This window comes from Actinopolymorpha alba DSM 45243 (assembly GCF_000373925.1).
GTDB classification, from domain to species: Bacteria; Actinomycetota; Actinomycetes; order Propionibacteriales; family Actinopolymorphaceae; genus Actinopolymorpha; species Actinopolymorpha alba.
Genome location: NZ_KB892707.1, coordinates 121,209 through 143,362 on the forward strand (window position 1 = coordinate 121,209; position 22,154 = coordinate 143,362).

Here is a 22,154-nt window from a genome sequence, read left to right on the forward strand (position 1 = left end):
CTGTCTCCTGCTAGATTTTTGCGAGCAAAGAGTCGCGTTTCGACTCGCGGCCAGAATACGAGTGATTGCTCGCATTCGGCAAGCGTTCGTCGAACCACGCGTATTGGCGGTTGGCGGCTGTAGGGGCTGGCGCACGTCTGGAGGTGGAGAGCGTTGGATGCGGTGAAGGGCGACCAACGTGGTGAGGAAGGGCCCCGGCCACGGCGCCGGCAGGCGCGCGGCGAGCGGCGGATGGTCGAGATCCTCGACGCCTCGGCCGGTGTCTTCGCCAGGGTCGGCTACGAGCACGCCACCACCAACGCGATCGCCGCGGCGGCGGGCATCTCGCCCGGCTCGCTGTATCAGTTCTTTCCCAACAAGGAGGCGATCGCGCAGGCCCTCGCCGATCGCTTCGCCGTCCAGATGCGCGCCGCCCACGAAGACGCGTTCGACTCGATCGACTTCGCGTCCCTCACCTTCCACGAACTCCTCGACCAGGTGGTCGACCCGATCGTGGCGTTCAATCTGGCCAACCCTGGTTTCAAGGCGATCTTCGCCCGCCCCGACATGCCGGCCGGTCTCGCGAGCGCGGCCCAGCCGATCCAGGCGGCGCTGCTCGGCCGGGTCGAGGCGCTGATCGCGTCTCGGGCGCCGGGGTTGCCGCCCGACGAGCGCGCCCGGACCGCGCGGGTCAGCGTCCAGATCTTCCAGGCGATGGTGCCGATGGTGGTCGCGGTCGACGAGGACGAGCGACCGAAGGTGATCGGGGAACTCAAGAAGGTGCTGAGCGGCTACCTCGCCCCGATCATCGGCTAGAGGCCTTTCCCCGGCGTGTCTGCTCCAGCAGCGATCCGATCAACAGTTAGCGACCTCTCGGCGCTGTGTCTGCTGATCTGGGGAGCCAGCGAAGAGCGACGATGCCGAGCGCCAGGTGAAGGAGGCTGGCCACGGCGGCGGCCACGTGCAGGCCGGTGACGAAGGCTGCCCTCGCATCTTCGACGACGGGGGCCGCTAGTTCTGGGAGCTGGAGCGTCTCGTCGAGGGTGGGTGCGAGCTCGGGGCCCTGGAGTCGGAAGATCAATGCGGCGAGTGAGCCGAGCAGTGCGATGCCGAGGGCGTTGCCGATCTCGTTGCTGGTCTCGGCGATCGCCCCTGCTGAGCCGGCTCGTGCGGCCGGAACGGCGCCGACGGCGGTGTCGGCGACGACGGCGAAGGAGATGCCGTAGCCGATGCCTGCGATGGTCGTGGAGGCGATGTACCAACCGATCCCGCCGGCGATCGTGGTCGGGAGAAGGAAGAGCAGTCCGGTCGCGATGGAGAAATGGCAGACGATCAGTGCGGCTCGCTTGCCGATGCGATCGACCACAACCGGCGTCACGATGCACGTGGTGGTGAGCGCCACGGCCCCAGGTAACGCAAGGAGCGCGGCCCGCAGGATTGGGAGGTCGAGGACGGACTGGAGGTAGATGCCTGCCAGGTAGGCCGCCGCGGACCACGCGGCCAATGGCAGCAGACCGGTGATGACCGCGACTGTGAAGACGCGGTCGCGGAAGAGCGAGAAGTCCATCAGCGGATGCTCCAGCGCCCGCTGTCGCCGAGCGAACCACACGAGCAGCGCTGCACCTGCCAGCCATGCAAGCACGGGAATTACCGAGAGACCTTCGGCCGCAGCGTGCTTGAGGCCGAAGACAGTGAGCAGAAGGCCGACCGCGGAGGTCACAACACTGACGACGTCGACCCGGCCCGGTCGAGTCGCGCGTACTTCGCCGAGTAGTGCCGGTGCGAAGATCAGGAACAGAGCGATGACGGGAAGGTTGACCAAGAAGACCGATCCCCACCAGAACCGTTCGAGCAGCATGCCACCAACGACCGGGCCGATCGCGAACCCGGCGGCGAATGCCGCGGCGAAGATACCGATGGCCTGCGCCCGTCGCCGCGGGTCTGAGAACAGCTCGCTCAGCACCGCCAGGGCCGACGGCAGCAGCGTCGCCCCGGCGATCCCCATGAGTGCACGGGCGGCGAGGAGAAGCTCCGGACTGGGGGCGAATGCTGCTGCTGCGGACCCGATGCCGAAGATCGTCGCGCCAAGCATGAGTAGCTTCAGCCGGCCGTACCGGTCGCCGATGTTGCCGAATGCGATGAGCAGGGAGCCGACGGCGAAGCCGTAGATGTCCAGGATCCACAGCGCCTGGTCTGCGGTTGGCGTGAGGGCTTGGCTGATTCGGGGCATTGCCAGGAACAGGATCGACCCGTCCAGAGACACCAGCAGTACGGGCCCAAGGACCACCAGGAGTCCGAGCCAGGCACGTAGACCGGGTGAGTTCTTCGCGTGCTGTTGAGACATGCCGTCCACGTTCCGGCGCGTCCCGTTCAGCAGCCATCCCTCTGCTCTGGGTATACCCAGCAGGTGCACCCACGCGCATGCCGGGCGGCTTACGCTCGATGTCGTGGAGAGCCTTGGAGCGTTCTTGAAGAGCCGTCGTGATCGGATCACGCCAGCCGAGATCGGGCTACGCACCTACGGGACCGCTCGAAGGGTGCCGGGCTTGCGACGGGAAGAGCTCGCCCAGCTCGCAGGAGTGAGCGCGGGCTACTACACGCGCCTGGAGCAGGGACAGGCAGACACCGCCTCCGAGCAGGTTCTCAACGCCCTCGCAAGGGTGCTGCAACTCGATGAGATCGAGACCTCACACCTGCACAACCTCGCGCGACAGCCCTGCAACCCCGGACTATCCGAGCCACCCCAGGAGGCACCGCATCCACGCGTCCTCGCACTCCTGGAGTCCCTTGACGACGCAACACCGGCGATCGTCTTGGGCCGCCGAGGAGATGTGCTCGCATGGAACCGCACCGGCCACGCACTCATCGCCGAGCACCTTGCCTTCGACGCGCCACAGGAGTCAGCACGCCGTCCTTCCATCCCACGGATGTTCTTCGTCGACCCGCTCACCCGCGACCTACACCGCAACTGGGACGAACTCGCCCGCGTCCACGTCGCCTACCTCCGACTCACCGCCGGCCGATTCCCCACCGACGCACGGCTGGCCGAACTGATCGGGGAGCTCACGATGCGAAGCGACGAGTTCGCGACCATGTGGGCAACGGGCGAAGTCGCTGATTGCACTGTCGGAGATATGCACCTGGAGCATCCCACTGTTGGTGCGGCGAGCGTCGCGTACCAGGTCTGGCTTCAGCCCGACAGCCCCGACCACCGGCTCGAGATCTACACCCCCAACGACACGAGCTCTGCAGACGCATTGCGAGTCCTGACTCATCAGGACTCAATGCCAGACTCCACCGCCATCCGACAACACTGAGCCCCGGCGGCGCGTGAGATGCCTCCCGGTCCGGCGTCACGAATGTCCTGCCCCGCAACAGTTAGAGGCTCCGGCAACAGGGAAGTCGCGGGCTGCGCGGCCCTATTGCCGGAGCCTCTCAGTCGTCGAGGCCACGGGCGGTGAGCGCTTCGCCGACCGCATCAGCCTTCTTCAGCAGGCGGATGACGAGGGGTACGACGAGCGCGGTTGGGCTGCGTTCGAGACCGCGGGCGCGCTGGGCTTCCCGGGTCTCCGCGTACGTCTGCGCGACCATGGGCACGCAGCGGACGGTGAGCGCCAGCACCAACGCCACTCGCGTGGGGCTCACACCGATGCGGGCGAAGGGACGCAGCACTGATTCGAAGCTGTCCAGCATCGCCGACACCCGGGTCGTGAGCGTCACCAGCGCGGCCAGCGTCACGAGCAGGATCAGCTGGCCCACCACGATGGTCCCGCGTTCCCAACCCGCCGTCACCCACTGGAACGCCAGGAGCGGACCCGCGAACCACAGCACCGGTCGCACCTGCCTGAGCACCACCCGCCACGGAATGCCTGCCGCCGCCGTGACGACCATCGTGACCGCCGCCGCGATGCCGACGGCGGGTACGGCGGAGATGCGGAGCATGACGACGGCCGCGACCGCGAGACCGGCCAGCTTCGCCCCGGCCGGTGCCCGATGCAGGAACGACCCGCCCGGCTGATAGAGCCCGAGCCCGAGCGACTGCCCGACCGAGGAGTTCATGCGAGCAGCTTCCGGTACGCCGCGACCGCGCCGGCCGGGTCCGCGTCGGCCGCGAGCCGCCCTTCGTGGATCACCAGGACGCGTTCGAATCCGGCCAGCAGATCGAGGTGGTGCGTCACGAGAACGACCTGCTGGGGGAGTTCGGCCAGCAGGCCGGTGACCATGGCGGCGTTGCGGAGGTCGAGCAGGGTCGTCGGCTCGTCGCACACCAGGATGCTCGGCTCGGTGGCCAGCACACCGGCAATAGCGAGCAGCTGCTTCTCCCCACCGGAGAGCAGATGGGCGGGGTGGTCGGCGTACTCCGCGAGGCCGTACCGCCGGAGCGCATCCTCCACGCGCCGCGCCACCTCGACCCGGGAGAGGCCTAGGCGACGCAGCCCGAACGCGACGTCCTCCGCGACCGTCGGCATCACGATCTGCGCGTCCGGATCGGTGAAGACGAACCCCACCTGCCGGCGTACCTCCCGCCCATCCGTCCGGGTGTTGAACCCGCCGACCTCGACCACCCCTTCGCTGGGGATGACCAGGCCGTTGAGCAGCCGGGCGAACGTCGACTTGCCCGAGCCGTTCGCACCGATCACCCCGACCCGGCGTTCGGTGAGGTCGACGTCGATCCCGCACAGCACGTCCCGCGTGGCGTACCGATGGCTCACGCCGCGAAGCCGGATCATCGGGCGCCCACCGGTGCGGCGCCTGTGACGCGTTCGCCCAGGACGGGTTCGCCCGGGACGCGTTCGACCAGGACGGCGATCCCCATCCCACCGCCCACGGCGACGGCCGCCAGGCCGAGCGAGGGCCCGTCCTCGCGCACCATGCGGGTGAACAGCCGGACGAGGGTGACCGCTCCGGTCGCGCCCCAGGGGTGGCCGAGGGCGAGAGCGCCGCCGTCGGCGCAGATGCGTGCGGGATCGAGGTGCAGCGCGTCCGCGCAGGCGAGCACCTGCCCGGCGAACGCCTCGACGAACTCGATCGCTCCCACCTCGGAGAGGTTCCTGCCCTGCCGGGCGAGCAGCCGCCGCACCGCCGTGACCGGACCAAGCCCGGGCCGGTCGGGGTCGGTCCCCGCACACTCCCAGTCGAGCAGGCGCAGTCCCGGCCAACCATGCTCGGCGCGCCGGCGTTCGGAGGTGACGGCGACGGCGGCCGCTCCGTCGTTGACACCGCAGGAGTTGCCCGCGGTGACAGTGCCCCCGTCGGCTTCGGGAACGAACGCCGTACGGAGCCGGGCCAGCCGCCACTCGTCGAGACCGGGGCGGGGTCGCTCATCCTGTTCGAGCCCGCCGACAGGGACGAGCTCGTCCACGAACCGTTTCGCCTCCATCGCCGCCATCGCGCGGGCGTGGCTGCGGGCCGCGTAGGCGTCCTGGCGTTCGCGGGTCACGCCGGCCTCGCGGGCCACCAGGTCGGCGGCCACTCCCATCTCGGGATCGGCGTATGGCGGAGGTGCGAACGGCGCGCGTTCGAAGGGCCGAGGCTCGCCGCTTGGGGTGCTCGGCCGCCAGGCCCGGATCGGTGCCGTCGACGCGCTCTCGGCACCGCCGGCGAGGTAGAGGTCGCCTCGCCCGGCGAGCACCTGACCCGCCGCCAGCGTGACCGCGTCAAGCCCGCTGCCGCACTGCCGGTCGATGGTCACGCCGGGCACGCTCGGCCCGAACCCCGCCGTCAGCGCAGACACCCGCGCGACGTTGCCGCCCGGGCCCATGCAGTTACCGAGGACGACGTCCGCGACCGCGGTCGGTGGCATCCGCAGGTCGGTGAGGAGCGTACGCAGGACCGGTGCGGCCAGCTGCTCGACCCGCAGGGTCGCCAACCCCCGGCCGGCAGTCGCGATGGGAGTACGTCGCGCGGCCACGATCACCGGCGAGGTCGGACGGGGTGAGTCGGGAGTCACGTGAGGGCCTGAACGCCAAGGGTCCCGTCGGCCAGGCCAGCGAGGACCCGCGCGCGGGCGACCTTGCCCGATCCGGTCCGGGGCAACCGGTTCACGGCGTACCAAAGCCGCGGTCGCTGCGCCCGCGCGAGTTGGGCGGCGGCGGCGCGGAGGGCGGTGAGGGGTACGTCGGTGCCGGCGGAAGGCTCGACCACCGCGACCACCACCTCGCCGAGCTGGGCGTGCGGGCGACCCACGACGGCGAGGTCGGCGACACCTGGAACCTGCCGGAGCGTGCTCTCGACCGCCTCCGGTGAGATGGTCGAGCCGCCGCTCGTGATCGCGGCGCCGGCCCGGCCGAGCACCGTGAGCGTGCCGTTGTCGTCGAGGACACCGTGGTCGCCGACGCTGGCGAAGCCCTCGGGGTCGCAGTCGAGGCCGAGCGCGAGGTACGGGCTCCGGGCCCAGATCACGCCGTCCCGCAGGTCCACCTCGACGCCGGGGAACGCGCGGAGTTGCCCGGCCGGTCGACCGGGTCGCCGGATCGCGACGAACGACAACTCGGCGGCGCCGTAGTAGTCGATGACCGCGAGGCCCGCCTTGCTGGCGGCCTCCTCGACGCGGGGATCGAGGTGGGCGCCGCCGCAGACGGCGAGTCGCAACCTGCTGTGTTCGGGCGCGAGTCGGTCGGCCAGGCTGGCGAGCATCGGGGGTACGACGTGGACCGCCGTACAGCTCGCCGCCGCGCGCACCGCGAGCTCGGGCGACCAGTGCGGCAGCGGATGGATGGCGGCGCCCATCGTGAGGGCGTGTAGCGCGCCGAACAGGAAGAGGCTTCCGGACAGCCGGCCGGGGATCAGCACGGTGTCGTCGGCGCCGATGCCGGTGAGGGCGGAGAACGTCGGGAAACTGAACGTCCAGGACTCGCGGGTACGTACGACCGGCCGGGGTGTGCGGGTGCTCCCGGAGGTGAAGACGGCGAGACAGGCCGACTTCGGGATGCGCTCCACCGCGCTCCGTGCCGCCTCGACCGCGCCGGTGCGAAGGTCCGCCGGCCAGGTGGCGTCGGTGACGACAGCCGCGGCCCCGAGCAGGTCGGCGGCCACGAGGTCGACGAGCAGTCCGGCCGCGTCCTCGTCGGTGGTGACGACGGCGTCCTCAGGCCCGACACCGCTCGCCGCCAGCTCCTCGGCCCGGCGGCTGGCACGGGCGGCGAGCTCGCCGAAGCTGAGCACACCGGCCGGCCCGACGACGGCGGGTCGGTGAGGGTCGGCGGCCGCGCGCCGGGTCACATCACGGGAGATGGCCATCGTGCCGAACCGTACCTCCTGCCAGGCAGGGCCGAACGCACCGCGCCTTTACCCGTGAGTAGTGGCGCGGCCCTGGTCGCCTCGCCCACATCACGCGTCGTCTTTCCCCATGCCGGGCGTGCCTCGCTCACCGGCGGCCGTACCTCGCTGAGCGGAGGCAGCCCGCCGTGCCGCGACCTCCCGACCGAGGGTGGGGTAGCCCGCGTGGACGCCACGGGCGACGAGGGTGGCGGCCGCTGCCTTGATGAGGTCACCGGGCAGGAAGACCGTCGCGGCGACCAGCGTGGCGACGACATCGGACGTCCCGGTCCTGAATGCCTGCACCGGGATGCCGAGCGCATAGACGCAGGCGATGCCGCCGACGACGTTCGCGATGAAGCCGTACGGCAGGGGATAGCGCGGCATCACCTTCTCGGTGAGCCAGCCGGTGACCCAGGCGCCCAGCGGGAACGCGAGGAAGTAGCCCGCCGAAGGGCCTGCCAGTGCCGCCATGCCGGTACGCCCGCCCGCCAACAGCGGGAGGCCGGCCAGGGCGAGCGCGCAGAAGACCAGGGCCGCGAGCAGCCCTCGCCGGGCGCCGAGGATCGAACCCGCCAGCATCACCCCCATGGTCTGGGCGGTGATCGGCACCGCGTTGCCGAAGAGTGAGAAGGACCCGGGCAGTCCGAGGACCGCGATAAGGGCGGCGAACAACGCGATGAGGGCGAGGTCCCGGGCGGTGAGGCGGCGGCTTGCGGGCATCGGGCTTCCCTTCGAAAGGAGTCCCCGTACGGGGTACGCGAGAACAACCGCGCTGATCGAGGGTAGGTCGCGGATCGCGGGCCTGCCTGCTCGCGCGCTGGCCAAGCTCTGGCCGGTCAGGTTGGTGTGATCCGACAAATTTCGTGCGGTCCTGGGGCCTCGGCGCGGACGCACGTGCCGGCCCAAGATCCACCTGGGCCCAAACCCGGAGGCGAACGGACGGACGGGTTCTCTACACTGGGGCCCATGCTTAGAGGTCGCGCGGACAGGCGCACGGGCTGCGCGTCGCCCGGCATCCACGCTGTCCGCGTTGTCCTCCTCGCCGATACAAACCCGGTATCGGCTCGTCGTCCGCCTTGCCATCATGGCGCCGGACGCCGCTCGCTATCCGCGCCCCTGTCCGCGCGACCTCTCATCCGGACCTCTTGATCGGACGCTCCGCCTCACGCGTGCCCTCTGTGTCCGATCAACCCCGGAGCGTGCTCTAGTGATTACCGCCAGCAATCTGGAACTCCGCGCCGGCGCGCGCCTCCTCCTTTCCGGCGTTTCCTTCCGCGTGTCTCCCGGCGACAAGGTCGGCCTCGTGGGCCGCAACGGTGCCGGCAAGACCACCCTGACCCGGGTCCTCGCCCGCGAAGGTCTTCCCGCCGCGGGTACCGTCACCCACGCCGGTTCGGTCGGCTACCTCCCGCAGGACCCCCGCACCGGCGATCTCGACATCACCGCCCAGGACCGCGTGCTGTCGGCTCGCGGCCTCGACCAGGTCGTCCGCGAGTTGCGGGCCACCGAGCAGGCGATGTCAGGCGCGACCGGCGACCAGCGGGACAAGGCGATGCGGAAGTACGCCCGGGCCGAGGCGGAGTTCCTCGCCCGCGGCGGTTACAGCGCCGAGTCGGAGGCCGCGCAGGTGACGGCGAGCCTCGGTCTGCCCGAACGCGTGCTCGCCCAGTCGCTGCGCACTCTCTCGGGCGGGCAGCGGCGCCGCATCGAGCTGGCCCGCATCCTCTTCTCCGGCGCCGACAGCCTGTTGCTCGACGAGCCGACCAACCACCTCGACGCCGACTCGATCACCTGGCTGCGGGAGTTCCTGCGGGCGTTCAAGGGCGGTGTGGTCGTCATCAGCCACGACGTCGGCCTGCTCGAGGCGACTGTCAACCGCGTCTTTCATCTCGACGCCAACCGCGCCGAGCTGGACGTCTACAACGTGGGCTGGAAGGCGTACCTCACGCAGCGTGAGACCGACGACCGCCGCCGCAAACGCGAGCGGACCAACGCCGAGCGGAAGGCGCAGGCGCTCACCGCCCAGGCGGACCGGATGCGGGCCAAGGCCACCAAGGCGACCGCGGCCAAGAACATGGTCCGCCGGGCCGAACGCCTGATGGCCGCCGTCGAACCCGAACGCCGTGCGGATCGCGTTGCCCGGATCCGTTTGCCGGAGCCGGCTCCGTGTGGCAAGACGCCGTTGACGGCCACCGCCCTGTCGAAGTCGTACGGCTCTCTCGAGGTGTTCACCGACGTCGACCTCGCGGTGGACAAGGGGAGTCGGGTGGTCGTCCTCGGCCTGAACGGCGCTGGCAAGACCACCTTGCTTCGGGTCCTGTCGGGGTCGGAGCAGCCCGATACCGGCATGGTGGTTCCCGGACACGGCTTGCGGTTGGGCTATTACGCGCAGGAGCACGAGACGCTCGACATCGGCCGGACGGTCCTGGAAAACATGCTGGCCGAAGCAGGTCATCTCTCCGACACCGAAGCCCGGCGCGTTCTCGGGTCGTTCCTCTTCACCGGAGACGACGTGGACAAACCCGCGGGTGTGCTGTCTGGTGGCGAAAAGACCCGATTGGCGTTGGCCCGGCTGGTCTGCTCCACTGCGAATGTGCTGCTGCTCGACGAGCCGACCAACAACCTCGATCCGGTCTCGCGGGAGGAAATTCTCGCCGCGATTCGCTCGTATCAGGGAGCAATTGTCCTTGTCACCCACGACGAAGGTGCCGTCGACGCGCTCGAGCCCGAGCGCGTGCTGCTCCTCCCTGACGGCGTGGAAGACCTCTGGAATGCCGATTACGCCGATCTCGTGACACTCGCCTGACGGCGAAATGATCATGATCAATCTGGCGTGCACATAACAGAGAAATCTGGGTATTGCACGTAACGACTCGCCGCAGGTTTTGCCGACTCTCGGCAGGATTGAGGGATTCGGTCGAAACACGCCCGATCTTCCGCTGGTCAGGAGGCATGGGGCGGCGGATCATGGGGCATTGGTGGATTGATCGAATGCTGTGGCTCGGTGACGAGTGAGCGGACCGGTCGGCATCTTGAGGCCGCCCGCGAGGCGAAGGAGTTACCACATGATGCCCAGCACGTGGTCTGGTTCGGTTAACCAGTAACCGAAGGCGCGACCATCGCACTCGTCAGCGGGAGGCAGGAGTGGCCGAGACTCTGAAGAAGGGCGTCCGGGTCACTGGAACGCAGCGGGACAAGCTCGCCGCGGACCTGAGAAGAAAATACGACGGAGGAAAGAGCATCCGCACGATCGCTCAGGAGACAGGACGGTCCTACGGGTTCGTCCACCGGCTCCTGAGTGAGTCGGGGGTGCGGCTGCGTAGCAGAGGCGGCGCCACCCGTACCAAGAAGGCGCGGGTCTAGAAGGCACCAGGTGCCTCTGACGACCAGAGGCACCGCGCGCACCTAGCGGCTCCAGGGCCTGGCCCATGACCTGGAGTCCTGGGGGCGCCGTCCGCGGGCCAGCTCGCGGAATCCTCTCCTTGGCGTACCCACGCCAGCCCCCGGCCGGGAAGACACAGCCCGGCCGGCGGGTTCATGCTGTGGGCGACAACCCCATCGGCGGCGTACGCGGACAAAGGAGACCCGGGCTTGGCTATGCACGGAGGAGGCTTCGGCGGCTGGGGGATGATGCGGTCCTTCAGCCGGGATCGCTCGCTTGCCCGCCGGCGGTTGGCGCCCGGCACGACCCGCCGGATCGTACGGTTTGCCAGGCCCTATGCCGGCTTCGTTGCGGCGTTGACCGCCCTGCTGGCGGTCGACGCGGCGCTCGGTGCGGCGATTCCGCTGATCTTCCGCGAGATCATCAACGAAGGCGTGCTCGGTAAGGACGCCAGCCTGGTCGTCCGGCTCGCCCTCGTCGTGGCCGGCATCGCGGTCCTGTCCGCGCTCTTCGGACTGGTGGAGAGGTACTGCGGCGCGCGGATCGGTGAAGGACTCATCTTCGACATGCGGTCGAAGGTGTTCGCGCACATCCAGCGGATGCCGATCGCGTTCTTCACCAGGACGCAGACCGGGGCGCTGGTTTCCCGACTCAACAACGACGTCCTTGGTGCGCAGCAGGCGTTCACCTCCACGCTCTCCAACGTGGTGAGCAACCTGCTGACAGCGGTGTTCACGCTGAGCGCGATGTTCGTGCTGTCCTGGCAGATCACGCTGGTCGCGCTCATCATGCTCCCGTTGTTCCTGCTGCCGGCCCGGTGGCTCGGGCGCAAGCTGCAGGCGATCACCCGCGAGTCCTACAACCTCGACGCCCAGATGAACGCCATGCTGTCCGAACGGCTCGGCGTGGCCGGTGCGTTGCTGGTCAAGCTCTTCGGCCGGCACGAGGCGGAGGACGAGGCGTTCCAGCAGCGGGCCGCTCGGGTGCGGGACATCGGCGTGACGCAGGCGATGTACAGCCGGATCTTCTTCACCGCCCTGATGCTGGTGGCGTCACTGTCCGTCGCGCTCGTCTACGGTTGGGGCGGGGTCCAGGCGGTGCGGGGCATCCTCGACGTCGGCACGCTGGTCGCGATGACGGCGTACCTCACCCGGCTCTACGGCCCGCTGACCGCACTCTCCAACGTGCACGTCGACATCATGACCGCGCTGGTCAGCTTCGAGCGCGTCTTCGAGGTGCTCGACCTCGAGCCGCTGGTGAAGGATCGGCCCGACGCGCGTGCGCTTCCGGCGGACGTTCCGGCGAGCATCGAGCTCGACCACGTGGAGTTCAGGTACCCCCGCGCCGAGGAGGTTTCGCTCGCCTCCCTCGAGACGGTGGCGGTGCTCGACCAGACGACACCGACGCAGGTGCTGCACGACGTGTCGCTGCGGGCGGAGCCGGGTCAGCTGGTCGCGCTCGTCGGGCCTTCGGGGGCTGGAAAGACGACCATCACGCAGCTCGTCACGCGGATGTACGACGTGATCGGCGGTGCCGTGCGGGTCGGGAGTATCGACGTCCGCGACCTGTCCCTGGAATCCCTCCGGTCGGCGGTCGGGGTGGTGACCCAGGACCCGCACATGTTCCACGACACCATCCGGGCCAACCTGTTGTACGCCAAGCCGGACGCCACCGAGGCTGAACTCGTGCGAGCGCTGGAGGGCGCGCAGATCTGGCCGCTGGTCCGCGGTCTCAGCGACGGGCTCGACACCGTCGTGGGTGAGCGGGGCTACCGCCTCTCGGGCGGGGAGAAGCAGCGCCTCGCGATCGCCCGGCTGCTGTTGAAGGCGCCGCGGATCGTCGTTCTCGACGAGGCGACTGCGCACCTTGACTCAGAGTCGGAGCTGGCGGTGCAGAGGGCCCTCGCGGTGGCGTTGCGCGGGCGTACGTCGCTGGTGATCGCTCACCGGCTGTCGACCGTGCGTGACGCCGACCTGATCCTGGTGCTGGAAGAGGGCCGGATCGCCGAGCGGGGTACGCACGAGGAACTTCTCGCCACGGACGGGTTGTACGCCGAGCTCTACCGCACGCAGTTCAGAGCGCAGGAGCCTGACGCCCCGAGTTCGGCTCCAGTCGCCTGATCACTGCGAGGTCGCACCTGGGATCCGCCATTCACGCCCAGGGCCCGCCCGAACCCGAAGCCCGGAATGATCACGTTTACGTGGTCATTGCCTGCCTCACACGGTGTCGGTGCCATGCAAGGCGGGGAATGACCACGTAAACGTGATCATTCCGGCCGTCCAGGACCGCCCTGGTGCCTAGAGCGCGCGGAGCGCCCCGCCGTCGATCGCGACCGTCGCGCCGGTGATGTACGACGCGACCGGCGACAGGACGAACGCCGCGATCCGGCCGAACTCCGGTGGCGATCCGTAACGTCGCAGCGGGATCTCGGCCTCGCGGCGGCGGCGGTAGGCCTCGGGGTCGACGCTCTGCGACGCGAGTTCGCGAGTGCGTTCGGTGTCGAAGCTGCCGGGCAGGAGACCGTTGACGCGGACACCGGCGGGGCCGAGTTCGTCCGCCAGCGTCTTGGCCAGCCCGGCCAGCCCCGGGCGCAGGCCGTTGGAGATCGCGAGGCCGGGGATGGGGGAGCGCACCGAGCTGGAGAGCACGAAGGCGATGGATCCCCCGTCGCGGCAGGCCGCCGCGACCGCCCGGGCGAGCCTGAGCCCACCGAGGAAGACCGACTCGAACGCCGCGCGCCAGTGTTCTTCGTCGGAGTCGAGCGCCGTGCCAGGCGCCGGACCACCCACGCTGATGAGGGCACCGTCGAGGCGACCCCACTTGGCCATCGCCGTCGCGACCAGCCGCTCGGCCGATGCCGAGTCGGCGTTGTCCGCCGCGACGCCAACGGCCCGGGCGGTGCCCAGGCTGGCGGCCGCGCGTTGGACGCCGTCCTCGCCACGGGCGGAGATCACGACATAGGCGCCTTCGGCCACAAGGACCTCGGCAGTCGCCCGGCCTAACCCTCGACTCGCTCCACTGAGTAGGAACACACGGTCCCGCACGCCAAGATCCACGGTGCCTCATCCTGCCGCATGCCTGTCACGCAATGCATGCAGACACGGTAAGTGGCGGACGAAATTTGTGGCCCGGGAAGGGAGCTCGGCGGCGTATCAAAGTGGCCGATGTCAGATCGCGCCTGGGTCCACGCTGCTCGCCTGCCGCGCGGTGGCGTACGGTCGGGCCCATGGCGGACGACGCTCACGTGGCGACGGCGGCGGGGGTGGGCCCCCGTCAGGTGGCTGGGATGAGCAAGGTCGGTGAGTGGTTACGCGCTGCCAACGGAGTCACGGTGCTGACCGGCGCGGGTGTCTCCACCGATTCGGGCATCCCCGACTTCCGCGGGCCGCAGGGGGTATGGACGCGTGACCCCGAGGCCGAGCGGCTCTCCACGTTGCAGGACTACGTCGCCGACCCGCGGGTCCGGGTGGAGTCGTGGCGGCGCCGCCACGACCATCCCGCCTGGACCGCCCGCCCCAACGCCGCCCACGAAGCGCTCGCCACCCTCGAACGCGCCGGGATCATCAGAGCACTCGTGACCCAGAACATCGACGGCCTCCACCAGAAGGCGGGTTCGTCGCGGGTGATCGAGATCCACGGGACGATGTGGTGGGCGGAATGCCTGTCGTGCGGGCTGCGGACGCCGATGGCCGACGTCCTCGAGCGGGTGGCCGACGGTGAGGCCGATCCGCTGTGCCTTTCGTGTGCCGGCATCCAGAAGTCGGCGACGATCTCGTTCGGCCAGTCCCTCGACCGGGAGGTTCTCGCCGCCGCCGAGCGCGCGGCGTCCGAATGTGAACTCTTCCTCGCGGTCGGTACGTCGCTGCAGGTGTTCCCCGCCGCCGGGCTGTGCGACGTCGCGCTGCGGGTCGGCGCCCGCCTGGTCGTCATCAACGCCCAACCCACGCCCTACGACGAAGTGGCGGCAGCGGTGATCCAGGCGCCGGTTGGCGTCGTACTCCCTCAACTCGCCGCCGCGGCTGGACTTGACCAGGCGTAACCCGCGGCCGGACCGACCACCCCACCCCCCACGTGATCGCGGCTGGACAGGAGTGCCCATGACTCGCCACCTCACGCCCACAGCTGGTCAACTGGCCTGGCAGCGCGCCGGGTTCGGGATGTTCTGCCACTTCGGCATCAACACCTACTTCGGTAAGGAATGGAGCGACGGAACGCTGCCGCCCAGCGGCTTCGACCCCACTGACCTGGATGCCCGGCAGTGGGTCGCGACGGCCGCGGCGGCTGGGATGAAGTACGTCGTACTCACGGCCAAGCACCATGACGGGTTCTGCCTGTGGCAGACCGACACGACGGCGTACTCCGTCCGCTCGGCCCCGTGGCGGTCCGGTCGCGGGGACGTGGTCGAAGAGCTCGCGACGGCCTGCGCGGACGCCGGGCTCGGACTCGGGCTCTACCTCTCGCCGTGGGACCGCAACGCCGCCTGCTATTCCGATCCCGCGGCGTACGACGACTTCTACGTACGCCAGCTGACCGAGCTGTGCACGAGGTACGGGCCGTTGTTCGAGGTGTGGTTCGACGGCGCGGGCTCAGAGGGCCGGGTGTACGGCTGGGAACGCATCATGGCCGTTGTCGAGGAGCACCAGCCGGGCGCGATGATCTTCAACATGGGCCGGCCGACGATCCGCTGGGTCGGCAACGAGGACGGCCTGGCCGCGGACCCGTGCGCCTATGTCGTCGACCAGGCCGAAGGTGACGTGGGGAGCGCACAGTGGGCCGGTGGGCGCTACCTGCCGCCGGAGTGCGACGTGCCGATCCGGCGGCATTGGTTCTGGCAGCCGGACGACCTGCACACGCTGAAGAGTCTCGAGCACCTGCTGGCCATCTACTACCGGTCCGTCGGCCTTGGCGCGGGGCTGCTGCTCAACGTGCCACCTGACCGGCGAGGCCGGCTCGACGACCACGACCGGCCACGGTTGCTCGAGCTCGCGGCGGAGCTCGAGCGGCGGTTTGGTTCGGGCGTTGACGCGGACCTCCAGGTCACGGCGGACGGGCAGGTCGGGGCGAGACTCGGGGCGGCCACGACGTTCGATCACCTTGTCCTGGAAGAGGAGTTGGCTGATGGGCAGCGGGTGACCGGGCACGAGATCGTGGTTGGCGGGCAGGTGATCGCGCGGGGAGGGACGATCGGCGTACGCCGGTTCCACGCGTTCCCGGAGGTGACGGCTGACCGGGTGGAGGTGCGGCTCACCGGTGACGGGGCAGGTCTGGGTGCCGTGACAGCGCACCGGACGGGCAGCCCGCGCTGTCCCGCATTGGAAGAGCAGCCGGCGGCGATGGCGGAGAAGGTCGACGCGAAGGCTCCGTAGCGGGCCTGACTCCTGGCGTTGCGGGCATGCTGGCAGCGCCCGCGGTTGCGGGCGGGCCGGCCGGCAGGACCGCATATTGTCGTACTTTTCTCCGTCCGGAACAGGACTCGCGCATTGCTCCACGCGCGAAACTGCAGTCTGGTAAGACGTTGTGCGACGTCTGCTGCTTCTCGCCGTCATCCTCGCCTCGGTCACGCTCTCCGCCACACTCCCGGCCGCCGGCAGCACCGGTCAGGTGGTTCGTGCGGACGCTTCGGTCAACACGATCACATTCGCGCTGTCGCGTACCGTCGATCCCTTGCCCAGAAGGGCGTTCGACGTCCGACTCGCCTGCGCCGGCAGGACGGCGGCGCGGGCGACCGTGATCGACCCTGGCCGGCCAACCGCCACCAGCAAGCATCGTGCTGCCGGGAGAACCTGCACGGTCACCCACGTGACGGCGCCGATACCGGGACGCGTCGACGAGGTCACCTACACCGTGACCCAGGGAACGGACGTGCTGGCGCGACGAACGCTCTACGCGCGCGACGGGCGAGGACGGTCCACGGAGTTCGTGCTCCCGGCCGGTGAGACCCGGCTCGAGCTCTCGGTCGAGTCCTTGCCGAAGGGCGAGGTGGGCGTGCCGATCCGGGCGATGGCGTTCAACATCTGGCGCGGTGGCCTGATGTCGGGCGCGCCCGGTGGCCCTGCGAACCGCGAGCAGTTGATCGAGTTCATCCGGTCGGAGGATCCCGACATCCTTTTCCTGGTTGAGGTGGAGGGGTCGGGTGAGGAAATCCTCGACGGACTGAACGCCGGACGACCCGGCACCTACCAGGGACTCATGGTGACCCGCGAGCCAGGCCAGCCGGAGAACGCCGACCGGCTCTGGCTGTACAGCAGGTTCCCCATCGACAAGGTGTATCCCGTGGGGAGCGGCGGCGACCTCACGTCGTTCAATTTCGGTGGTGCCCGCCTGAAACTACCCAACGGCACATTCGTGAACACCTTCTCGACCTGGCTCTACCACGCGCCCAGTGCCGGCGATCCGCTGAATCAGTCGGCGCTCGAAACCCAACTCGGCATTCGCCGCACCTATTCCGATCAGCAGATCATCGACACCGACCAGCCACGGCGGCTGGTGATGGCGACGACGCTTGTCCAGCAACGGCTGCGGGAATACATCGGCGACGATCCTTCGCCGATCATTCTGGGCGGCGACTTCAACACGATGTCACATCTGGACTGGAGTGGGCGGTTCGCGGACGCGCCGGGGCACAAGGGCCTGGTGCTCGAATGGCCGGTGACGAAACTGTTCACCGACGCGGGATTCACCGACGTCTACCGATACGCCCTTCCCGACGCCGGTCGCTATCCCGGCCAGACCTGGAGTCCCGAACTCGGTTGGGGATTCGCGCCGTTGCGGGTTGACTACCTCATGAGTCGCGGCGACGGCGTTCGCGTGCTCGGCGCCCACACACGATCGCGCCGGCTGCCCGCGCATCAGGGCACGCCGATGGATCAGATGTATCCCTTCTACTCTGACCACGCGCCGGTTGTCAGTGAGCTGCTGATTCGAGGCAAGGGGCCTGGTCCTGCCGGCGAGGCGGAGGTCGACGCGGCGGTCAGCCCTCCTTCCTGGCCTGATTCCCCGCCTGGCAAGGCGATTCCGCCGGCGGAGCTGTCGGCGGTGGCCAGCAGCGAGAACGCCGGGTACGAAGCCAGCCGGGCCGTCGACGGTGACCTCGTGACGATGTGGCATTCGGCCTGGCAACCTACAAAGGTCTGGAATCCGCACGACATCACCATTGACCTGGGCAAGGTCCGGACCCTGACCGCTGTCCGTTACCAGCCACGCATCGTCAGCACCGGGAACGGCATCATCGTGCGCGCGACCGTCCAGGCGAGTGCGGACGGCGTGACGTTCCACGACGTCAAGGACGTGACCCTGGCCCGCGACTATTACCCGAAGAACATTTCTCTCGACGGGCTGCGGGCGCGCTATCTCAGACTGCAGGTGTGGAACGGATCTGACGGATTCTCCTCGGCGGCCGAGATCATTCCCTTCGAGTCCGACTGATGTCGGGCCACCCCTAGGGAGGGAAATCGGTGGACCCGCGAGGACCGAGGTGGGTACCTTGCTGGCACACCCGTCACCGTCTGCCGGTGGGTGATCAGGACACGAGGAGAGACGCGAGCGCGATGTACGACGCGAGCCAGCGAGCTAGGTGCGCCGAGCTGGGCGCGGGGTCCTAGGGACCTCGACGGCCCTTCGGGTCCGGCTCGGCGTTCGCGTGATGACCAAGCTCGCCGTTCCGTCCCGAAAGAGGCCCTCGTGCGTTCCGTCGAGATCCGTCGTACCTTCCTGGAGTTTTTCCGCCAGCGCGACCACCTGATCATTCCGTCGTCCTCGCTGGTCCCCGACGATCCCACCCTGCTGCTCACCACCGCGGGCATGGTGCAGTTCAAGCCGTATTTCCTGGGCGTCACCAGCCCGCCCCATCCGCGCCTGACGTCGGTACAGAAATGCGTGCGTACCGTCGATATCGATTCCATCGGCCAGACCGACCGGCACACGACGTTCTTCGAGATGCTGGGCAATTTCTCCTTCGGCGACTACGGCAAGGGCCAGGCTATTGCGTGGGCGTACGAACTCCTGACCGAAGGGTTCGGGCTCGATGCCGGGCGGCTCTGGGCGACTGTCCATCCTGACGACGACGAGGCCGTCGCCTTGTGGCGCGAGATCGGGATACCCGCGGAGCGGATCCAGCGCCTGGAGGAGAACTTCTGGGATACCGGCGGACCTGGGCCCTGTGGTCTGTGTTCGGAGATCTTCTACGACCGGGGACCTGAGTTCGGCGAGGTTGGCGGCCCTGCCGTTAATCCCGAGCGCTACCTGGAGGTGTGGAACCTCGTCTTCATGCGCTACCTCCGCGGCGAGGGAGGCGACGGTGGGGCCGGCGGCATTGGCGCGGTCCCGATCGTGGGGGAGCTGCCGCGGCCGTGTATCGAGTCCGGGCTGGGCCTGGACCGGTTGGCCGTCGTTCTGCAGAACGTCGCGAACGTCCATGAGACCGATCTCCTCGCGCCCACACTGGAGCTTGTCGCGGAACTGGCTGAGAGTGGCCGGAGTGCAAAGGTGTCCCGCTCCTCGGGGGAGTTCGACCGCTCTGTGCGGGTGGTCGCGGACCACGTGCGCGCGGCGGCGTTCCTGCTCGCCGACGGAGTGCTGCCCTCGAACGAGGGGCGCGGATACGTGGTGCGCCGGTTGGTACGCCGGGCGGTGCGGCAGGCGCGGCAGCTCGGCATCGACCAGCAGGTGCTCCCCGAACTCGCGGCCAGCGTCATCGACCACCTCGGCGACCGCGGTGGGGGTGGGCCCCAACGCAGTTGGGGACCGGAACCAGATATGTGGCCGGAGCTGCTCGAGCATCGATCGCTGATCGAGCGGGCGCTGGGCCAGGAGGAGGAGGCTTTCGACCGCACTCTCCGCCAGGGTTCGCGGCTGCTCGCCACCGCGCTCGGGCGTACCCGCGACGAGTCCGCGCCGGCGCTGTCGGGCCAGACGGCGTTCGACCTGCACGACAGGTACGGCTTCCCCATCGACCTCACCGTCGAGATCGCCCGGGAGACTGGCATCGAGGTCGACACCGAACGCTTCGCGGCGCTGATGGAGGACCAGCGCCAGCGGGCGAGGCGGGCGGGCGCGGCCGCGCGGGAAACCGGTGGTGGCCGTGCGTACCAGGAACTGGCCGGAAGGCATGGCACCAGCAGGTTCGTCGGTTACGAACACCTTTCGGCGGAAGGGATTGTCCGCGGCATCCTCGACGACGGGGTGGTGGTGCCGGCCGTTGCCGAGGGGCAGCGGGCCGAGCTTGTGCTGGACCAGACGCCGTTCTATGCCGAGTCTGGTGGCCAGGTCGGCGATACCGGGACCATACGGACCGCCGGTGGTGCGGAGGTGCGCGTCCTCCAGACGACGTACGGCGTAGAACGGCTGCACGTCCACCTCGTCGAGGTGGTGCGGGGCGAGGTACGCGCGGGCGAGATGGTCGAGGCGGTCGTCGACCGGGACCAGCGGGAGGCGACCGCGCGTTCGCACAGCGCGACCCATGTCCTCCACGCGATGCTCCGTCAGGCGCTCGGTGAGCACGCCCGCCAGCGGGGCTCGCTGGTGGCGCCGGGCCGGCTGCGGTTCGATTTCACCCACGTCGCGGCGCTGGATCGCGAGCAACTCGGTGACATTGAGGAAGCTGTCAACCACCGCTTGCTGTCCGATCCAGAGGTGCGAGTGTGGGAGACCAGCCGGGCCGAGGCGCGGGCGGCGGGCGCGATCGCGTTGTTTGGTGAGAGGTACGCCGAGACGGTCCGGGTCGTCGACATCGGTGACTTCTCCCGTGAACTCTGCGGAGGCACCCACGTTGGCCATGGCAGCCAGGCGGGACCGGTTCGGCTGTTGGGGGAGACCTCTGTCGGTGCGGGCGTACGCCGGATCGAGGCGCTCACTGGGCTTGACGCGTTGCGGTACGCCGATCACGAACGCCGGCTGCTCGAACAGCTAGGGTCCTTGCTGGGTGTGGATTCGGGTGCTGCCCAACCCGACCAGCTGCTCGGCCGGCTCCAGCAACGTCTTACCGCGTTGACGGTCGCGGAACGAGAGCTGGCCGGGCTGCGTCAACGCAACCTTGCGGTGGCGGCGGAGCGGCTGGCCGGCCGCCGGCGCGACCTTGAAGGTGGCCGGGGTTTGGGGTGGCTGGTCGCGGAACGCCTGGGCCCTGCCGATGGGCAGGATCTGCGGACACTGGCCGAGGCGGTGCTCGAGCGGTGCCCGTCGGATCGCCCCGGCGGCGTCATTCTCGGCCAGGCCGATGAAGGCAAGGCGCAACTTGTCCTTGCGCTCGGCCAGCTGCTCGTCGACCAAGGGGTGCGTGCCCGCGACCTGCTGGCGTCCGCGGGTCGGCGCATCGGCGGAGGTGCGGGCGGCAAGGGATCTCTTGCGCATGCGGGGGGACGCGAGGTTCGTCAGCTCGATGCGGGCCTCGCGCTCGCGGTCGAAGAGCTGACCGCCCGGTGCGATGGGGGATGACTCGGGAGAATCGATCGGCTCCCACGGCCATTGCCCTTTTGGTCTTGCTCGCAGCCCCGGTGCTTGGTTGGGGAGGGAGTTGATCACGTCTACGTGGTCATTCAGGGGGCTGGCCTCCACCGGAAAGCCTGATCTACAGGACACGCCCCAGCCTCACGGCGGCGCGGGGTGTCTGACAGACAGGAGTCCCAGGAAGTCGGACGGGGTGTGGCCGGCAGGGCTTGCCGGGATCGCCGGTGCGGTGAGCATGTAAACCCCACCGGTTTCCATCCGCGGGCTGGTGAGCCCTCCGATCCGCAGCGTAGGCACCAGACATGCCACGACAACCGAGCGGTTTCCCATCGCTGGAAGGGATTTGGCTATGCAGATCGCCATCGTGCTCTATCCGGGAGTGACCGCCCTGGACGCCGTCGGACCATACGAGGTCCTGCGGCTGCTGCCCGACGCCGAGGTGCGGTTCGTTGGCGAGGAGCCCGGACCGGTGCTTGCCGACAGCGGCGTGCTGTGCCTCGGCATCACCCACAGCTATGCGGAGACGCCGGAGCCTGACATCGTGCTGGTACCCGGCTCCGGTCCGCGGACCGCGACGATGATGGCCGACAAGCAGCTCACCGACTGGTTGCGGAAGGTGCACGCGACAACGAGCTGGACAACGTCGGTCTGCACCGGGTCGATGATTCTCGCCGCCGCGGGCATCCTTGACGGACTACCGGCGACCACGCATTGGCTCGTGCAGCCTGGGTTGGCGGCGATGGGTGCGGAGGCTCGGCGCGGAGAACGAATCGTGCACGCCGGCAAGGTCGTGACCGCGGCCGGTGTCTCGGCCGGAATAGACCTTGCGCTGTGGCTCGCGGGTGAGATCGCCGGGCGGGAACGCGCGGAGATTATCCAGCTGTTCGTCGAGTACGACCCGCAGCCGCCGTTCGACGCCGGACACCCGAGCAAGGCGAGCAAAGCAGTCCTGGACAACGCGGCAGCCCTTGTCCGCAAGGGCGCGATCAACCGGTCTGAGATGCGCGCGATCCCGACGATCGCCTGGCAGCGCACACTGGCCGTGGTACGCAGGCGAAGGAAAGCACGGTGAAGGACGCGCGCCGCTCAG

The 22,154-nt window shown here is 69.2% G+C and carries 17 protein-coding genes; 10 read left to right on the plus strand and 7 right to left on the minus strand.

Going from position 1 to position 22,154, the window contains the following annotated elements; all coding sequences use genetic code 11:
• Positions 1-162 precede the first annotated feature (162 nt).
• Positions 163-795, plus strand: a complete 633-nt coding sequence (locus tag B141_RS0100535) for a TetR/AcrR family transcriptional regulator (RefSeq protein WP_020573210.1) — start codon at positions 163-165, stop codon at positions 793-795.
• Between the two features lie 46 nt (positions 796-841).
• On the opposite strand, the gene B141_RS0100540 is transcribed toward B141_RS0100535, so the two are convergent.
• Positions 842-2,323 (minus strand): MFS transporter, encoded by a 1,482-nt coding sequence (locus tag B141_RS0100540; RefSeq protein ID WP_020573211.1) that lies wholly within the window; start codon positions 2,321-2,323, stop codon positions 842-844.
• A gap of 103 nt (positions 2,324-2,426) precedes the next feature.
• Here B141_RS0100540 and B141_RS0100545 point away from each other — a divergent pair, with 103 nt between their 5' ends.
• Positions 2,427-3,296, plus strand: a complete 870-nt coding sequence (locus tag B141_RS0100545; RefSeq protein ID WP_020573212.1) for a helix-turn-helix transcriptional regulator — start codon at positions 2,427-2,429, stop codon at positions 3,294-3,296.
• A 118-nt stretch (positions 3,297-3,414) separates the two neighbouring features.
• Here B141_RS0100545 and B141_RS0100550 read toward each other — a convergent pair whose 3' ends face one another.
• The 5 genes from B141_RS0100550 to B141_RS38255 all read right to left on the minus strand — a co-directional run bounded on the left by B141_RS0100550 (position 3,415) and on the right by B141_RS38255 (position 7,959).
• The gene (locus B141_RS0100550; RefSeq protein WP_020573213.1) at positions 3,415-4,038 is read right to left on the minus strand and encodes an energy-coupling factor transporter transmembrane component T family protein; all 624 of its coding nucleotides are present in this window, start codon (positions 4,036-4,038) and stop codon (positions 3,415-3,417) included.
• On the minus strand, positions 4,035-4,691 hold the full coding sequence (locus B141_RS0100555) for an energy-coupling factor ABC transporter ATP-binding protein (protein WP_237742584.1): 657 nt from the start codon (positions 4,689-4,691) through the stop codon (positions 4,035-4,037). The genes B141_RS0100550 and B141_RS0100555 overlap by 4 nt, the downstream gene beginning before the upstream one ends.
• A 14-nt stretch (positions 4,692-4,705) precedes the next feature.
• Positions 4,706-5,929 (minus strand): thiolase family protein, encoded by a 1,224-nt coding sequence (locus B141_RS0100560; protein ID WP_084678024.1) that lies wholly within the window; start codon positions 5,927-5,929, stop codon positions 4,706-4,708.
• Positions 5,926-7,218 (minus strand): class I adenylate-forming enzyme family protein, encoded by a 1,293-nt coding sequence (locus B141_RS38250; RefSeq protein ID WP_020573216.1) that lies wholly within the window; start codon positions 7,216-7,218, stop codon positions 5,926-5,928. The genes B141_RS0100560 and B141_RS38250 overlap by 4 nt, the downstream gene beginning before the upstream one ends.
• 90 nt (positions 7,219-7,308) lie before the next feature.
• A complete protein-coding gene (locus B141_RS38255; protein ID WP_084678049.1) occupies positions 7,309-7,959 on the minus strand; it encodes a biotin transporter BioY in 651 nt (216 codons plus the stop codon).
• A 487-nt stretch (positions 7,960-8,446) separates the two neighbouring features.
• On the opposite strand from B141_RS38255, the gene B141_RS0100575 reads away from it, so the two are divergent.
• The 3 genes from B141_RS0100575 to B141_RS0100585 all read left to right on the plus strand — a co-directional run bounded on the left by B141_RS0100575 (position 8,447) and on the right by B141_RS0100585 (position 12,741).
• Positions 8,447-10,045, plus strand: a complete 1,599-nt coding sequence (locus B141_RS0100575; protein WP_020573218.1) for an ABC-F family ATP-binding cassette domain-containing protein — start codon at positions 8,447-8,449, stop codon at positions 10,043-10,045.
• A 338-nt stretch (positions 10,046-10,383) separates the two neighbouring features.
• The gene (locus tag B141_RS0100580) at positions 10,384-10,602 is read left to right on the plus strand and encodes a helix-turn-helix domain-containing protein (protein ID WP_020573219.1); all 219 of its coding nucleotides are present in this window, start codon (positions 10,384-10,386) and stop codon (positions 10,600-10,602) included.
• Positions 10,603-10,836: 234 nt separating this feature from the next.
• Positions 10,837-12,741, plus strand: coding sequence for an ABC transporter ATP-binding protein (locus B141_RS0100585; protein ID WP_020573220.1), 1,905 nt, complete (start codon positions 10,837-10,839; stop codon positions 12,739-12,741).
• 177 nt (positions 12,742-12,918) lie between these two features.
• Here the strand turns inward: B141_RS0100585 and B141_RS0100590 are convergent, their stop codons facing one another.
• Positions 12,919-13,665 (minus strand): SDR family oxidoreductase, encoded by a 747-nt coding sequence (locus B141_RS0100590; RefSeq protein WP_237742585.1) that lies wholly within the window; start codon positions 13,663-13,665, stop codon positions 12,919-12,921.
• Positions 13,666-13,847: 182 nt separating this feature from the next.
• Here B141_RS0100590 and B141_RS0100595 point away from each other — a divergent pair, with 182 nt between their 5' ends.
• The 5 genes from B141_RS0100595 (at position 13,848) to B141_RS0100615 (ending at position 22,136) form a co-directional block, all read left to right on the plus strand.
• Positions 13,848-14,660: an SIR2 family NAD-dependent protein deacylase gene (locus tag B141_RS0100595; protein ID WP_237742586.1), complete on the plus strand. Its 813-nt coding sequence runs from the start codon at positions 13,848-13,850 to the stop codon at positions 14,658-14,660.
• Between the two features lie 58 nt (positions 14,661-14,718).
• Complete coding sequence (locus B141_RS38260; protein WP_020573223.1) at positions 14,719-15,987, plus strand: alpha-L-fucosidase; 1,269 nt, start codon at positions 14,719-14,721, stop codon at positions 15,985-15,987.
• 151 nt (positions 15,988-16,138) lie between these two features.
• A complete protein-coding gene (locus B141_RS0100605; RefSeq protein WP_020573224.1) occupies positions 16,139-18,046 on the plus strand; it encodes a discoidin domain-containing protein in 1,908 nt (635 codons plus the stop codon).
• A 255-nt stretch (positions 18,047-18,301) separates the two neighbouring features.
• Positions 18,302-21,052: an alanine--tRNA ligase gene (gene alaS / locus B141_RS0100610; RefSeq protein WP_020573225.1), complete on the plus strand. Its 2,751-nt coding sequence runs from the start codon at positions 18,302-18,304 to the stop codon at positions 21,050-21,052.
• A 361-nt stretch (positions 21,053-21,413) separates the two neighbouring features.
• Complete coding sequence (locus B141_RS0100615; RefSeq protein ID WP_020573226.1) at positions 21,414-22,136, plus strand: DJ-1/PfpI family protein; 723 nt, start codon at positions 21,414-21,416, stop codon at positions 22,134-22,136.
• Positions 22,137-22,154 lie beyond the last annotated feature (18 nt).